12 protein-coding genes are annotated in these 15,261 nt (G+C 40.9%); 9 read left to right on the forward strand and 3 right to left on the reverse strand.

The window, feature by feature from the left end:
* The first annotated feature begins 23 nt into the window (after positions 1 to 23).
* Entirely contained in the window at positions 24 to 1,073 is a 1,050-nt protein-coding gene (locus tag H0185_RS03535) for an ATP synthase beta subunit C-terminal domain-containing protein (RefSeq protein ID WP_221871249.1), read from the forward strand.
* A gap of 87 nt (positions 1,074 to 1,160) precedes the next feature.
* Here the strand turns inward: H0185_RS03535 and H0185_RS03540 are convergent, their stop codons facing one another.
* From H0185_RS03540 to H0185_RS03550, 3 genes are read right to left on the reverse strand one after another with little or no spacing between them, the layout of a single operon-like run.
* Positions 1,161 to 2,528 carry an aldehyde dehydrogenase gene (locus tag H0185_RS03540; protein ID WP_221871251.1) on the reverse strand — a complete coding sequence of 456 codons (1,368 nt, stop codon included), beginning with the start codon at positions 2,526 to 2,528 and terminating at the stop codon, positions 1,161 to 1,163.
* Between the two features lie 52 nt (positions 2,529 to 2,580).
* A complete protein-coding gene (locus H0185_RS03545) occupies positions 2,581 to 3,780 on the reverse strand; it encodes an iron-containing alcohol dehydrogenase (protein WP_221871253.1) in 1,200 nt (399 codons plus the stop codon).
* A 32-nt stretch (positions 3,781 to 3,812) separates the two neighbouring features.
* Entirely contained in the window at positions 3,813 to 4,430 is a 618-nt protein-coding gene (locus H0185_RS03550) for a TetR/AcrR family transcriptional regulator (protein WP_221871256.1), read from the reverse strand.
* Between the two features lie 185 nt (positions 4,431 to 4,615).
* Between H0185_RS03550 and pdhA the strand changes: the two genes are divergently transcribed.
* From pdhA to H0185_RS03590, 8 genes are all read left to right on the forward strand, one after another.
* Positions 4,616 to 5,683 carry a pyruvate dehydrogenase (acetyl-transferring) E1 component subunit alpha gene (gene pdhA / locus H0185_RS03555; RefSeq protein ID WP_221871258.1) on the forward strand — a complete coding sequence of 356 codons (1,068 nt, stop codon included), beginning with the start codon at positions 4,616 to 4,618 and terminating at the stop codon, positions 5,681 to 5,683.
* Positions 5,680 to 6,660, forward strand: coding sequence for an alpha-ketoacid dehydrogenase subunit beta (locus H0185_RS03560; RefSeq protein WP_221871260.1), 981 nt, complete (start codon positions 5,680 to 5,682; stop codon positions 6,658 to 6,660). Before pdhA ends, H0185_RS03560 begins: the two co-directional genes overlap by 4 nt.
* 196 nt (positions 6,661 to 6,856) lie before the next feature.
* Entirely contained in the window at positions 6,857 to 8,257 is a 1,401-nt protein-coding gene (locus tag H0185_RS03565) for a dihydrolipoamide acetyltransferase family protein (RefSeq protein WP_221871262.1), read from the forward strand.
* A 68-nt stretch (positions 8,258 to 8,325) separates the two neighbouring features.
* Positions 8,326 to 9,681, forward strand: coding sequence for an FAD-binding oxidoreductase (locus tag H0185_RS03570; RefSeq protein WP_221871878.1), 1,356 nt, complete (start codon positions 8,326 to 8,328; stop codon positions 9,679 to 9,681).
* A gap of 247 nt (positions 9,682 to 9,928) precedes the next feature.
* The gene (locus H0185_RS03575; RefSeq protein ID WP_221871264.1) at positions 9,929 to 10,696 is read left to right on the forward strand and encodes a hypothetical protein; all 768 of its coding nucleotides are present in this window, start codon (positions 9,929 to 9,931) and stop codon (positions 10,694 to 10,696) included.
* Between the two features lie 72 nt (positions 10,697 to 10,768).
* Entirely contained in the window at positions 10,769 to 11,269 is a 501-nt protein-coding gene (locus H0185_RS24415; protein WP_343223074.1) for a hypothetical protein, read from the forward strand.
* 23 nt (positions 11,270 to 11,292) lie between these two features.
* On the forward strand, positions 11,293 to 11,577 hold the full coding sequence (locus H0185_RS03585) for a hypothetical protein (protein ID WP_221871266.1): 285 nt from the start codon (positions 11,293 to 11,295) through the stop codon (positions 11,575 to 11,577).
* A 21-nt stretch (positions 11,578 to 11,598) separates the two neighbouring features.
* Positions 11,599 to 15,246 carry a multicopper oxidase domain-containing protein gene (locus H0185_RS03590; RefSeq protein ID WP_221871268.1) on the forward strand — a complete coding sequence of 1,216 codons (3,648 nt, stop codon included), beginning with the start codon at positions 11,599 to 11,601 and terminating at the stop codon, positions 15,244 to 15,246.
* Positions 15,247 to 15,261 lie beyond the last annotated feature (15 nt).

Genomic DNA, 15,261 nt, shown 5'->3' on the forward strand with positions numbered 1-15,261 from the left:
CTTTAAAGTAAGGAGGGGATAAATTGGAAAAATTGAGATTAAATGTACCTTTATTACGAAAAAGGGTACCAAATTTAACAAGTGCTGCCCGGTCCGTTGGATTACGCCCGGCGACTGTTTCAAATCTATGTACGGGGAAAATACCTGTTGGTCGATCAGAGGTACGTACTTTAGTTGCGCTTGCCTCATTAGCACAATGCACTCTGGATGAATTAATTTTAAGAGGGGAGACGGTGGAGATGATTGAAACGAAAATTAAAACGGTGGATTTGTTTGCACCCATTGTCAAAGGGGGCACGGTTGGCCTCGTTGCCCGACCTGGTATGGGACAATTAGTCGTACTTGCTGAGTTGTTTCACAGATTAAAAAAAGAAGGATATAAAACCATCTTCCTTATGCCTGAGGAAAATCATCCAGAATTGATGGATTTAACTGGGGAAGTAGATGTAGTAGTGGACAGTATCGATAAAGCATATGAGGAAATGAAAGCAGTTGCTCCAAAACAAGATGTTATATTCACTGCAGATCGTTCACATGTTTTAACTGGAGAAATTTATGACTTACAACAAAAGATAGAGGAAACAGAAGTACAATCTGTGACGACAATCCTACTTGATTTAAAGGGTGCATCTGTAGATGAAGATTTACCATATGGTCCACTTGAAACCTTATGGCAATTTGATGCCGATCTTGCTGCTAGGCATAAATTTCCTGCTGTTAACCCAATTTACTCTACATCTTCCGTTCTTGAAGTTGCTCATCTAGAACAAACTCATCTTACCGTTCAACAAAAAGCCCAAAAACTATTGCGTCGTTATCGTGAATTACGTTCCTTAGTAAATGTAAAGGGAATAGATGGAATCCCAGCATCTGAAGTTCAGGTGTATAACAGAGGGGAACGTTTAGAAGCCTATCTTACACAACCATTTTTCGTTGCGGAAGACTTTACGGGAATTAAAGGGGAAGAAGTTGCCCTTGAAACGACCTTAAACGATATTCGCAAAATTATTGATGGTGGAGCCGACTCTCAGACAGTTGAATCACTCAATTTTATTGGCAAACTATCAGTTTAATATAATCATTCATTTTTGATGATATGTGACTCAAAATGAAAACGAAAACAGAAGGCTAGGCACCCTCAAAAATGAGCGTACCTGGCCTTATTTTATGAATTTTTTTATTTTGGTTAGACCGTCTTTTACATTCGGATAACGAAAAGGAAGGTCGAACTTTGTCGTTTGTTTTAAGATGCTTTTTTCATGGGAGAAGGTATAGAAGCTCCCTTTTCCGTGATAAGATCCAATTCCACTTGTTCCGACTCCTCCAAAGGGAAGGTGTGGAGATCCGAGATGATAGACTGTATCATTTAGACAACCGCCTCCAAATGATACTTGATTGAGCACCTTTTTCTGAATGCTCTCACCTTCCGAAAACAGATAGAGTGCAAGAGGTTTTGGATGGTTCTCAATGCCCTTAATCACATCATCTATGGACTCGTATTCTAAAACTGGGAGGATGGGACCAAAAATCTCGTCCTGCATAACTGGATGCTCCCATGTAATTTCGGTTAATACTGTCGGTTCGATTTGCAATCTTTTTTTATTTGTGTTGCCCCCAATGAAAAGCTTGCCATTATCAAGAAAGGAGGAAAGTCTTTGAAAGTGTTTTTCGCTCACGATTCTCGTAAAATTACGGTTTTCGAGTGCTTCGCCATATAAATCTTTAATCGCCTCTTGGAAAAACTGCAAAAATGGCGCTTTAATGGATTTATGAAGATAGAGATAGTCTGGTGCGACACATGTTTGACCAGCGTTAACAAATTTCCCCCAGGCAATTCGCTTAGCGGCCAATTTGAGATTAGCATCCTCGTGTACAATACAGGGACTTTTCCCACCTAATTCTAAGGTAACCGGTGTTAAATTTTTTGCTGCGGCTCCCATAATAACTTTCCCAACCGAAACGCTTCCTGTAAAAAAGATATAATCAAATTTTTCTTCTAGTAGAGCCTGGCTAGTTTCGACGCCACCCTGAACAACGGTAATATATTCTTCAGGATATATCTCAGAGATGAGCTTGGCAAATACTTCTGAAGTGGTTGGTGTTAACTCAGATGGTTTGATAACGGCACAGTTCCCTGCTGCAATTGCACCAATGAGAGGGGCCACGGCCAGTTGAAAAGGGTAATTCCAGGGAGCAATTATCAGCGTTACACCATATGGTTCAGGATAAATATAACTTTTAGAACCTATATGGGTAATGGGTGTTTTAACTTTTCTCGGTTTAGCCCAAGATTGCAGGTGGTTGATGGCAAACTTAATTTCCTCCAGAACAATCATAATTTCTGTTGTATAGGCATCGAATTCGGATTTATTCAAATCAGCCCTCAAAGCATCCATAAGTGGTTGTTCATTGGCTTTAATTTTGCTACGTAATTTCTCGAGAGCATCAATTCGATAGGTTAGGTTCTTCGTCTTTTCTGTTCGGAAAAAGGATTGTTGTTTGGTTAGTATCGAGCTGTATGGACCCATCTAATGAACAGCCTCCATTCTATTGAAAGTGTTTTTAGTATAATAAATATATTTACTCTTTAATGATTTGGTAAAGTGTCAGTAACTCTTTTTTTGATAAGATTTTCGGAACTGGGTAGAGTGGATTTGCTTCCTTATATGCTCGATCCACCATAAATGGAAGGTCCTCTTCGTTGATCCCACTGACCTTTGTTGGGATATCCATCTCTTTATTTAGGCTTTTAATGGCGTTAATAAATTTCTGGGCTTTCGTTTCAACAGAATCAGAAAGGTCAGTTATTTTAACTAAATCGGCAAGCTCAGCCAATGGTTCATGTGCACTCTCCCCATAGTAATCAAGGACATGGGGCAGGATAATTGCATTTGCAAGCCCGTGAGGAACAGAGTAGAATCCTCCAAGGGTATGGGCAATGGCATGGACATAGCCAACATACGCACGTGTAAAAGCAATGCCAGCTAAATATGCCGCTTTTTGCATTTTCGTTCGTGCTTGAAGGTTCTTCCCATTATGATAAGCTTCAGGAAGGTAGTCAAATATCAATTTTACCGCATCTCGGCTGCACTGTCTTGTTTCGCCCGTATTGCTTTGTCCAATGTAAGCCTCTACAACGTGGGTTAAAGCATCCATTCCAGTTGTAGCTGTCAGATGAGGCGGGAGGTTGATGGTCAATAGTGGATCTAGTACCGCGTAATGGGGAATGAGGGCCATGTCATTAATTGCATACTTTTCAAGAGTTTTGGTGTTTGATATCACCGCCGCAACGGTGGCTTCACTCCCGGTACCCGCAGTTGTTGGAATCGCAAAGAGAGGTGGGATTTTTTTTCGGATTTTTAATTCGCCTTTCATTTGTGGAATGGTCTTTTCTGGTCTTGCTATACGGGCGCCGACACCCTTTGCGCAATCTAGCGGGGAACCGCCGCCAAAAGCGATAATTCCCTCACAGTGTTTAGCGTAATAGAGTTGAAGCGCCTCCTCGATGTTTTCGATCGTTGGATTTGGTACCGTCTTATCATAGATGGCAACGTCCAGGTTCTCTTCTTTTAAATCTTGGAGCAATCGATCCATCAGCCCAATAGAAGTAATCCCTTCATCAGTGACAATTAATATACTACCAATCCCCAGCTCTTTAATCACTTTAGGAAGTTTACTAACAGCATTTTCGCCCTCAATTAATTGGGGTTTCCGCCATGGGAGTAAGGGAGAGACAAGCTTGAAAGTCCGTTGGTACAATCTGCAATAGACTTTATACATCAATTTTCCCCGCTTTCATTCATAATAAAAAATCACTTATATAATCCATTCACATACATTTGTGCAAGACTTTCACTAATTGTTCGATAATCTTTATCTGTTTTATTCAAGGCAATTTTCCACATGTATTTTTCACCTGTGTAAAATAAAACCCCAGCCACAACCTCTGGATCAAAGTCACCGTGATGCGTTAGTCCCTTATCCATCGCTTGTTGAATGTTTATTGAAATGCGTTTGATGAATTTTTCTATGAACTCCTCCCATTTTTCATTGATTATATGCGAGACCCCTATTGCTTCATGAAAAACTTTCAGAGCTTGCTGATGTTTAATGGCCAGCTTGAGGAACATTTCAATGTTCCCGCGAGTGAGGATAAGTGAGTCCTCTTTGGAATTTACATGATAAGCAACACTAGCAATCTGGTAAAATTCCTTTAAGATTTCGTCAATAATAATGAAGAAAATTTCTTCCTTTCCTCCGGGGAAATGGGTATAGGCTGTTCCGTATCCGGTCTTAGCTTGCTTTGAAATCATTGATATTGTTGTATCCTTATAGCCGTTTTCGAGAAATAGAGTTTTTCCTGCTTCAATAATTTTGCTCTTCGAACTTTCACCTCTCATTTTTCTTTTATCTGTTTGCTCGCGCTCCATATGCATACACTCCTCAAAGTAATCATTCCTAGAAGAATTTTTCGCTGGTATTATAAAAATACTGAAAACTTTAAACTTTTAAAAAATAAATTGACTTGATCATATCATAAACACTATACTAAAATCAAAAGAAATTGACACTATATCAACTTCTTTTTAATAGATTATTAGAATGGAGGATGTTTATGTGGATAGAGCCTAATGAAACAGAGGTTAATAGGGTTCAGGTTCTTAATGAAACAGGGAAACTAGTTCGTACATACCCTCAGATTTGCGATGAAGAACTTTTAGGACTTTATAAATGGATGGTTCAGGCAAGAACGTTTGACCAACGAGCTTTAAAGCTTCAACGGCAAGGAAGAATTGGTACTTATGCACCAATGATTGGCCAAGAAGCTGCACAGATTGGAAGCGCTTTTGCTTTAAAAGAGCAGGATTGGATGTATCCAAGCTACAGAGAAGTAGGTGCCTCCTTAGTACATGGTGTGTCGATGGAAAACTTTTTCTTATATACAATGGGCAATTTGCAAGGTGGGACTTCTGCGAAAAATGCGAATGTTTTCCCAGTTCAAATCATTATTGGTGCACAGTGTCTTCATGCAGTTGGCGGAGCGTGGGCTTCAAAGTTACAACATGAAAATAGTGTAAGCGTTGCGTATATTGGGGATGGTGGGACATCGCAAGGAGATTTTCATGAGGCCTTAAATTTTGCAGGTGTCTATAAATTGCCAGTTGTCTTTTTTGTGCAAAATAATCACTGGGCCATCAGTGTACCTAGGTCTAAACAAACGGCAAGTAGCACGATTGCCCAAAAAGCAGCCGCTTACGGGATTACAGGGATTCAAGTGGATGGAAACGATGTACTTGCGGTTTACTCAACCATGCAAGAGGCGTTAAAACGTGCCCGTGAAGGGAAACCAGTATTAGTCGAAGCTGTTACTTATCGACAAGGACCGCATACCACCGCGGATGATCCTACAAAATATCGCCAAAATACTGAGGTAGAATCATGGCTTGAAAAAGACCCTCTTAAGAGAATGAAAGCGTTTATGATTGACCGAAACATCTGGGACGAGGAATTAGATCAAAAAGAATTTGAAATAGCGAATGAAAAGGTTACAAAGGCGTTTCAACTGGCTGAGAATACCCCGAATAGTAAAACCGAAGAAGTGTTCGATTTCGTATTTGAACAAAAAACAAAACAGTTACAGGAGCAAAAAAGTTCAATTGGAACAGAGGGGGTTTTGAAATGACTTCTATGACCATGATTGAAGCAATAAACCTAACACTACGAAAAGAAATGGAACGGGACAACAAAGTGGTTTGTTTAGGAGAAGATATCGGGAAAAACGGTGGTGTTTTCCGTGCTACGGATGGATTGCAAGCTGTATTCGGGGAAGAACGGGTAGTTGATACGCCAATTGCAGAATCTGCAATTGTTGGTGCAGCGGTCGGCATGGCCACACGGGGGTTACGTCCAGTAGCAGAAATTCAGTTCCTTGGCTTTATCTATGAGGCGATGGATCAGATGGCGGCGCAAGCAGCACGGATTCGTTTCAGATCAGCAGGTACCCTCAATGCTCCAATGGTTGTTCGTGCACCGTTCGGGGGTGGAGTGAGAACCCCTGAATTACACTCTGATAGTTTAGAAGGATTATTTTTACATTCTCCAGGTTTGAAGGTTGTAATGCCAAGCTCTCCTTATGATGCGAAAGGGTTGCTAGCAGCTGCGATTCGAGACAATGATCCTGTGTTGTTTCTTGAACCAATGAAATTATATCGTGCGTTTAAGGAAGATGTCCCTGAAGAGGATTACCTTTTAGAACTCGGAAAGGCACATGTTTTAAAAGAAGGGGAGGATTTGACGATCATTACGTATGGACCAACCGTTCCGCTCGTGAAAAATGTCGTCGAACAGATTGAGAAAACTCAAAATCTATCAATAGAAATTATTGATTTACGGACTATTACACCAATAGATGAAGAAACGATTCTTGCTTCCGTCCAGAAAACCGGACGAGCGGTTATTGTTCATGAAGCTGTTAAAACGGGTGGACCAGGTGCAGAGATTTCAGCACTTATAAATGAAAAGGCGTTGTTCCATCTAACTGCACCGATTATCCGTGTTACTGGTTTTGATACCCCCTATCCTGTTCCTTCGGTAGAAGATGATTGGTTGCCAAATGCAACAAGAATTGGCGAGGGAATTAAAGAAGTATTATCACATTAACAAACTTGTTGCCAGTAAAGAGCAAAAATCCTTTGCTGGGCACATTCTGAACTACAAAAGAAATTCTAGAATGAGCAAGGAGTTTGCAAACGAATTTAAAACCAACTAACTAGCTGAGCTAACGCAAAAATCGGCTTTAGGATTTCAGCAACAATCTATACGAAAACAGCCTTAATTTCAAAAGGAGTTGCAGCATATGGCATTCGAATTTAAGCTTCCTGACATTGGGGAAGGATTACATGAAGCAGAAATCGTTACTTGGTTTGTTAAGGTAGGGGATTATGTAAAAGAAAATGACAATGTCGTTGAGGTTCAAACAGACAAAGCGGTCGTTGAAATCTCTTCTCCAGTAACGGGGACCATTCATTCTCTAGGAGCAGAAGTGGGAGAAGTAGTAAAGGTCGGAAACACATTAATCACTGTCCTTGAGGAATCTAAGATGCAGAACGATCCCTTGTCAAGACAACAACATCACGAATCATCACCTCATACCTTACAACAAGCAAGATCCCTGCAAACTACAACAACTAGGGAAAACCAAGGACCTTCACACACAATTACCCAAACAGCACCAATCGAACAAGATAAAGGAATTCAATCAAAGCAACAAAGCATATCCATTCAATCTACTACTTCGTCGGATCGGCCGCTTAAAAAGCGAGTGATTGCTGCTCCATCCGTTCGAAAGTTGGCTCGCGAATTAGGGATTGATATTACTGAAGTACCTCCAACTGGGAAAGCTGGTAAGGTCACCGATGAAGATGTGCGGAACTTTTACCAACAATCACAAGATGAGGCAGCCGTTGCTCTAGCACCAGAAGTTGAAATAATTGAACAGGAAAAGCCCAAACAAACTCTTTCAGTGAGGGAATTAAAACAGGAAGATGAGATCCAAGGAGAACGAAGAGAGTCTATTCTAGGAATCAGACGGGTCATCTACGATAATATGAAAAAATCAACCACAACAGCCATCCACTGCACAGGGATGGATGAGGTGGTGATTACTAAACTTGTTGAAGTAAGAAAGCAGCTATTACCTTATGCCGAAAGTATGGGCGTCAAACTAACGTATTTGCCGTTTTTTGTAAAGGCATTGGCGAAAGCATTGAAACATCACCCGATCTTCAATGCATGTGTGGATGATGAAAAAATGGAGATTATCTACAAAAAGGATATCCATATCGGGATTGCTACCGCAACAAATGAAGGACTTATCGTTCCCGTAATTAAGCATGCAGACCGAAAGACAGTATTGGAAATTGCCAATGAAATTCAGGATCTATCCTCACGGGCACGGGAACGGAAGCTAAAACCTTCAGAGTTAACAGGTAGTACGTTTACGATTTCGAATACAGGTGCTAGTGGTGGTTGGTTTGCAACACCTATCATCAATTATCCTGAAGTGGCGATTTTAGGTGTGCATTCTATCAAAAAACGCCCAATTGTTGTAGATGATGAAATTGTCATTGGGCATGTTATGGGAACGTCATTAACTTTTGACCACCGTGTCATTGATGGGGATCCAGCAAATAGGTTTATGGCGTGTGTCCATGCTTATATAGAAAACCCTGAAAGGTTGATTTTAGAGAGCTATTAAAATAATGGTTAGTAGGACGGGTAGAAATAGCTATTTTTATAGATTCGGAGGGTGCCGTTGTGACAGTGATGTATGATCAATTATTAAACATCATCCAAGATGCGGATAGAATCTCTCGTAATGGAACGATTCTTGAGCAGCACAGCAAAGGAATGACCTACCATGCTCCGCAAAAACCTGAATTAGTGGTGTATCCAGAATCGAAAGAAGAAGTAAGTCAAGTTCTTACGTATGCAAATGAAAGAAACATACCAGTTACTCCATTTGGTGTGGGAAGCAGTCTTGAGGGCCACATTATTCCTGCCAAGGGTGGAATTACCCTCAATTTTTCGCTAATGAATAAGGTTGTGGAAGTTCGCCAAGATGACTTTCTCGTTAAAGTCCAACCAGGTATAACAAGAAGTCAGTTAAACAAAGAATTAAAAAAATATGGATTGTTCTTTCCTGTCGACCCTGGTGCCGATGCAACGATTGGTGGAATGGTTTCAACAAACGCTAGTGGCACTAATAGCGTTAAATACGGAACAATGAAAGACCAAGTATTAGGATTAGAAGTTGTTCTGGCCGACGGTCGTATCATGAAGACCGGCGGAATGGCGGTAAAATCATCAGCTGGATATAATTTGACTAGTTTACTGATCGGTTCTGAGGGGACATTAGGAATTTTCACAGAAATTACATTACGCTTGCGAGGTATCCCTGAAGTAACTGTGGCCGCAAGAGCCCTGTTTTCTTCTATTGATGACGCTGGTACTGCTGCTGCTGCGATGTTGAAATCGGGATTAGATTTAGGGAAAATTGAGTTAGTCGACCAAGCAACGATCCGAGCGGTTAATGCACATAAAAACACGGATTATCAAGAAGTGCCAACTTTGTTTATTGAGATGAGCGGCAGTGAACCTACTGTTAAAAATGATATGGAGTTAGCCCAGGAAATTGCGTTAGGGGAAGGTTGTCAACTGTTTGAATTCGAAAGTGACTCTTTGGCAAGAGCAAAGCTTTGGGAGGCAAGACATCATGTTGCGTTCGCCATACAGGCAGCGAATCCTGGAAAAGGATTGTTATCAACAGATGTTTGTGTCCCGATTTCGGAACTTCCTAATGCGATCAAGGAAACAAGGAAATTGATTGAACTACACGGAGTAGAAGCCGCAATCTTTGGTCATGTTGGAGATGGGAATTATCATGCAGTGTTATCAATCGATGAAAACAACCCTGAACAAGTTAAAAAGATTGAAGAAATAAACCAGCGTATTGTTTCTTATGCGTTAGCCAAAGGTGGGACTTGTACAGGAGAGCACGGAATTGGATTGGGGAAAAAACAGTTTTTACGGTTAGAGCATGGTGAGGGTGTTGAGTTGATGGAAGAAATTAAGTTGACATTCGATCCCAAAGGGATATTGAACCCAGGGAAAATCTTTTGAATACTAGTTCCAGCCCCTTATGGGCATATGAAAGCTCCTTTCAACAGAAAGGAGTTTTTTTATAGAAAAAAAGGATGAAATTAAATTTGAGGATTGTCTAGCAGCATTTCCTAGCATTTAGTGGATAACTTTAAGTGATATTTGTTCTTTTTAAGTAGGTATTCGTTTGATTTCTTAAAATCCATATACCAGTTTATGGGATTCACCATATGATATAAAGACTTTGATTAGGGGGGAGGGAACGGCTATGAAAACGGGGATGCGCCATCAAGAATATATTAAAAATTTACTAGAAAAAAGAGCACACGAGCAAAAAAAAATTAATCCCATTCATGAAAAAGGAGAGAAACTTACTTCCCCTTCGAGTGCAACGACCCTAGAAGAAAACAAATTATTAACCGAGTATATGGAACAGGTAAACTTACAAAAACTTGCGAATTCTATGCCCCATCAAAAACACCCTTTATTTCTTAAAAAATTTTTCAAAATGAAGCGAAATCAGCAAGTCATCGTTTATGTGAAAAAGGATGATAGCGTTCATGAGGTATTGGGGAGAGTGAGTACCGTCGGACGCGATTTTGTTATGCTAAACAATTTAACAGATCGAATATGGATTCCCTATACTATGATTGAATCCGCGAATATTCCATCAGGAGTCCCAAATTTTACAAATTCACATCAATATTTTCTTTATGACAACGAGTTGAAAAGGAAGCTGATGACGAACTTTGGGGATACCGTTGCTAAACGAGACTTATTGAAGCAACAATTTTATGAAGAAACCCTTAGGACCAACTTACATTCATGGAGGGGTCTTTGGGTCAATGTAACTAGTAATCAAACAAATATTATCGGGAAGATTGAGTCTTCTGATAAAAAGGGATTAACGATAAAAAAAGTATTTGATGGAAATGAAATACCATGGGCTGAAATCACATCTATCCTATCGATAAGCTCGTTTACTAAATGGAAGTACTATTCTAAGGAAATATGGAACAAGTTTTTTAACATTTAGTGCTAACTGTCGTTGCCGGAAAGAGATTTTAGAATATGCTATCTATAACACAATGAATGGAGGATGAAATCCTTGTCAGATAAACCTATAAAGTCTGAAGAAGCAGTAGAGTTAGAGGTCAGACTTAAAACAGAAAAGAAAGACGTAATTGGTGACCGATTTGCTGGAAATGAACTGGAAGATAAGCATCATAAAGATAATAAGAATGAGGATATCCTAGTAACAGACCATAAGCCTGATGTAGAGGACCAAGAAAACATCGACAGAGAGGAAGAAAGTTCCGAGATAGAAATTGATGATGATCTCTTTCGTCAATTTGAGTATCTCATCGGTGATTCTGTTTTGGTTGTTACGGAGACCCAACAGTTAAACTTGCTAGGGCAAACGTTTAGACCTATTTTTTGTGGAACTGTTTGCGAAGTGGAAACAGGACACATCACACTATATCCAGTTACCATTAAATTATTAAATGCACCGTTCCATCAATCCCCTTTTCCGCTGTCGATTCCTTTTGAAAAAATCGCTCACTTTACTCCTAACTTTGATTGTAATATGAGGTTTCCACTTGTCTAAAAAGCATAAAGGAGGTTTATTTCATGTCACACCAGTCAATTAACCAAATTCATGACGAAGGTTTAATCGAACATTTTAGAATGGGAAAGGGACATCGAGTGTTTATTTTAACCCCTTCCTATCCGTTTATGTTTATTGGAATTATTAAGGATGTTAGAGCGGATGTTGTTGATGTTTGGGTAGAAACCACCCATTTTTCACAATTAGAAAATCGGATATGGCATATCCACATTGACAATATCGAGGTGTTTTATATTGAACGTGAAGGAGAACCAGAGATTCCAAAACTCAGTGAAGATTACTACTAGAGTTTTGAAGGGGGGAAATCAATGTTAAGAAGATATCATGTTGTTGGAATCCCGTTAAGGATTGTCGTAAACAATTTTGGTGACCACAATCCTGACGGAAGAATTTATGTATTAAAGGAAAATGAACATGAAGTTAGAGAGTTAGTGAGAAAAAATCCATTTACACCTGTTGAATTGGTACAGCCACTAACAATCAGAGCATGTGCAGAAGATACTGTAGAAATCCTCTTTGAAAATCAACTTCCGTTTAAAGCTGGTATGCATTTTCAGGAAGCTGATTATGATGTGTTAGACTCTGATGGAGCAGACGCAGGCTATAACCCTGATACAACGATTCCTTGTGGAAACTCAATCATTTATCGGATCTATGCCTCTCGGGAAGGAACTTATTTCTTTACGGACCTAGGGAATATTTCTAGTACAGAGGAAGGATCAAGTATTCAGGGATTATTTGGCGCGCTTTTAGTGGAAAGGAAGGGCTCAACATGGACGGATCCCGTAACGGGAGGCACGTTAAATAGTGGGGTTTATGCAGATATCCATCATCCATTTTTACCATCTTTCAGGGAATATGCTTGGTATTTTAGTGACCAAATGGAAATTAATGACTTGACTGGAAACAGACCTTTGAATCCAATGACCAACCAAGAAGCAGAGTCCTTTCATGGTGTAAACTTGCGTTATGAACCAATGACAAACCGTAAACGCCTTATTGAAGAAGGCGTTGTCTGCCCTGATTGTGATTCAGAGGAAGTACACCATGATTCTTGGGTGTTCGGTGACCCTGCGACTCCAATTCTTCGTGGTTACAAAGGGGACCCAGCCATCATTAGGCTGATTCATGGCGGAGTTAAAGAAACACATGTTTTCCACTACCATGTTCATCAATGGTTAGGGGACCCGACGAACACACAATCAGAGATACTGGATTCTCAGTCTATCAGTCCTCAATCTCATTATGATATTCAGCCACTATATGGATTAGGTAGCCTCCATGGGGCGATTGGCGATGCGATTATTCATTGTCATTTATATCCTCACTTTGGTGCAGGGATGTGGGGGATTAATCGAATCTTTGATACCCTGCAAGATGGAAGTCAGTGTTATCCGAATGGAGTGCCAATTGCGCCGCTCAAGCCTTTACCAGACAGACCAGAACCGCCGAAACCGACACCTGAACGACCTGGGTTTCCAAATTTCATTCCAGGTAAAGTAGGTTTCAAGGCTCCAAGACCACCATTAGGAATTGTTGGTGGACGTGAAATGACGGTATTAGAAAAGAATGCAGCCATCCCAAATGCAAGACCAGGTGCTGTATTTGTTGAGCCCACTTTAGATGATAATGTAAATGTTGTAGAATTTAATGTTTCTTGTATTGAAATGCCTGTTATTTACAATAAACAAGGGTGGCACGATCCCAAGGCAAGATTCTATGTATTTGACGAGGATTTAGATGATATCTTGTCTGGTAAAAAAGAACCTGAGCCACTTGTTTTCCATGTGCCAGCCGGCACGGCCATACGATTTAATTATACGAATAGGTTGCCACATATTTTAGATGGAGATGCGTTTCAGTTAGTAACGAGAACGTATGAATCAGGGTTTCATATTCATTTTGTAAAGTTTGATGTGCTTTGTACAGATGGGGCTAACACTGGGTGGAACTATGACAGCTCAGTCCTTCCGGGTGAGACCATCCAATATGAGTGGTACGCTGACACAGAGTTAAAGGCATTCTTCTTTCATGACCATCTGTTTGCGAACGCGCATCAGCAACACGGGGTGTTTGGAGCTGGTGTTATCCAGCCTAGGTTTTCTGAATATTTCGACTCCCACACTGGAAAAGAGACACCCCGTGGCACGCAGGTGACAGTGTCCCATCCACTTATACCAGATTATCGAGATTTCTCTCTCTTTGTTCAGGATTTTACGATGCTATTCGATAAGGATGGGTGTCCAATCCAGCCGCCTCCATTCCCAGGCTCAGAAGATGACCCAGGTGTGTTTGGCGTCAATTATAAGTGCGAACCACTAAAGTTTCGTCTCGGAGAAGAGGGTGATCCTGCCTATTCCTTTAGTTCCTATGTTCATGGGGACCCCGTTACGCCAATTTTGAGAGGATATACAGGGGACCCGATCCGAATTAGGCTTATACAGGGAGCGCATGAGGAATCCCACAGTTTTAATGTTCACGGTCTTAAGTGGAAAGAAGAACGACCAGATTTAGGATCGCATTTCAATTCTCAACAGCATACCGGAATTTCAGAATCGTTTACGTTTGAAACAGAATTGAAAGGACCAGGCGACTATCTGTGGGCGTTTGAAACAGAAGAAGATGTTTGGCTTGGAACTTGGGGCTTGATTAGAGCATATGAAGAGCTTGTGGATGATTTGATTGTCCTTCCGGATAAATCCTGTCCTCCATCACCAACAACACCACTCCCGTGTCCGACAGGTAAGCCACCTGAACGTGCTGAGCCATTATCAACCTTGCCGCCACATGCCGATCCATGTGCGCCTGTACGCAGGTATGATGTAGTCGCCTTCCAAACACCAATCATGTATAACTCGTATGGCGACCATGACCCATATGGAATTGTCTTTGCCCTTGCAGAGGATGTAGAAGATATCCTTTCTGGTAAAAAGAACCCTGAACCACTTGTACTAAGGGCAAATGTAGGTGACCTAGTGGAAGTTTCTCTTACTAGCCTTTTGAAATTTGATTTATTTCCATTTAAAGACGGAATTCATCCTTATCCGCCTGTAAAAGAGCAAGGGTTTTATCCACCGTCTCTACGAATTTCACTTCATACTAGTTTACTTGATTATGATGTTCGAACTTCTAGTGGCGATACGGTTGGTTATAATCCGGATCAGACAGTAGGACCAGGTGAAGTAATCACTTATCGTTGGTTTGTGGATGGACAACATGGAACCTGTGCAATGTGGGATATGGCGGATTTAAGAAATCACCGTTCATTCGGGACCTTTGGTGCTTTTATCGCAGAACCGCGTTTTACGACGTACCATGACCCATATACGGATGAAGAGGTTAAAACAGGGGCGAATGTTGTACTGAAAAATCCACTGGTTCCAACGACTAGAGAGTTTGTACTGATTATGCACGACGGGGTTCGACTGGAGGACAAAAATGGTCAGCTAATTGTTGACCCGGTAGATGGAATAATTCCTCCTGTGGAAGAAGTGGACGATGTCGACACCTATGATAATGGTTCGCGAGGATTTAATTATCGAAGTGAACGGTTAATTAACCGCTATCGTGAGCTTCCAGACCTTAGTAAGTTATTTTCATCAGAAGAGTTCGGTGATCCTGCGACACCAGTGTTTGAAGCATACCCTGGTGAGGCTGTGACTTTCTGTTTGACGAACCCTTCAGAACGAAGAAGAGCACACACTTTCCATCTTCACGGCCATTACTGGAAATTCGACAGCAAGGATTTAGATTCACGGGTTCAGTCCTTCGAAGGACATATTGTCGCAGGGTTTACGGCTGATTTACGCTTAATTGGTGGCGCTGGTGGAGTGTATAACTTCCCAGGTGATTATCTCTATCGTTCTGGAAATATAATGTGGGATATCGAGCAGGGAATGTGGGGGTTATTCAGAGTTCATGACAAATTCCAACCACATCTCCCGAAACTAGAATAGGGAAACCGGGGGAGT

The organism is Mesobacillus maritimus (genome assembly GCF_019749255.1).
GTDB classification, from domain to species: domain Bacteria; phylum Bacillota; class Bacilli; order Bacillales; family Cytobacillaceae; genus Mesobacillus_B; species Mesobacillus_B maritimus_A.

Excerpts from the sequence above, each read along its gene's own strand:
- H0185_RS03570 (WP_221871878.1), top strand. The coding sequence starts at position 8,326 with ATGTATGATCAATTATTAAACATCATCCAAGATGCGGATAGAATCTCT.
- H0185_RS03540 (WP_221871251.1), bottom strand. The coding sequence starts at position 2,528 with ATGGGTCCATACAGCTCGATACTAACCAAACAACAATCCTTTTTCCGA.
- pdhA (WP_221871258.1), top strand. The coding sequence starts at position 4,616 with ATGTGGATAGAGCCTAATGAAACAGAGGTTAATAGGGTTCAGGTTCTT.
- H0185_RS03565 (WP_221871262.1), top strand. The coding sequence starts at position 6,857 with ATGGCATTCGAATTTAAGCTTCCTGACATTGGGGAAGGATTACATGAA.
- H0185_RS03590 (WP_221871268.1), top strand. The coding sequence starts at position 11,599 with ATGTTAAGAAGATATCATGTTGTTGGAATCCCGTTAAGGATTGTCGTA.
- H0185_RS03575 (WP_221871264.1), top strand. The coding sequence starts at position 9,929 with ATGAAAACGGGGATGCGCCATCAAGAATATATTAAAAATTTACTAGAA.
- H0185_RS03545 (WP_221871253.1), bottom strand. The coding sequence starts at position 3,780 with ATGTATAAAGTCTATTGCAGATTGTACCAACGGACTTTCAAGCTTGTC.
- H0185_RS03550 (WP_221871256.1), bottom strand. The coding sequence starts at position 4,430 with ATGGAGCGCGAGCAAACAGATAAAAGAAAAATGAGAGGTGAAAGTTCG.
- H0185_RS03585 (WP_221871266.1), top strand. The coding sequence starts at position 11,293 with ATGTCACACCAGTCAATTAACCAAATTCATGACGAAGGTTTAATCGAA.
- H0185_RS03560 (WP_221871260.1), top strand. The coding sequence starts at position 5,680 with ATGACTTCTATGACCATGATTGAAGCAATAAACCTAACACTACGAAAA.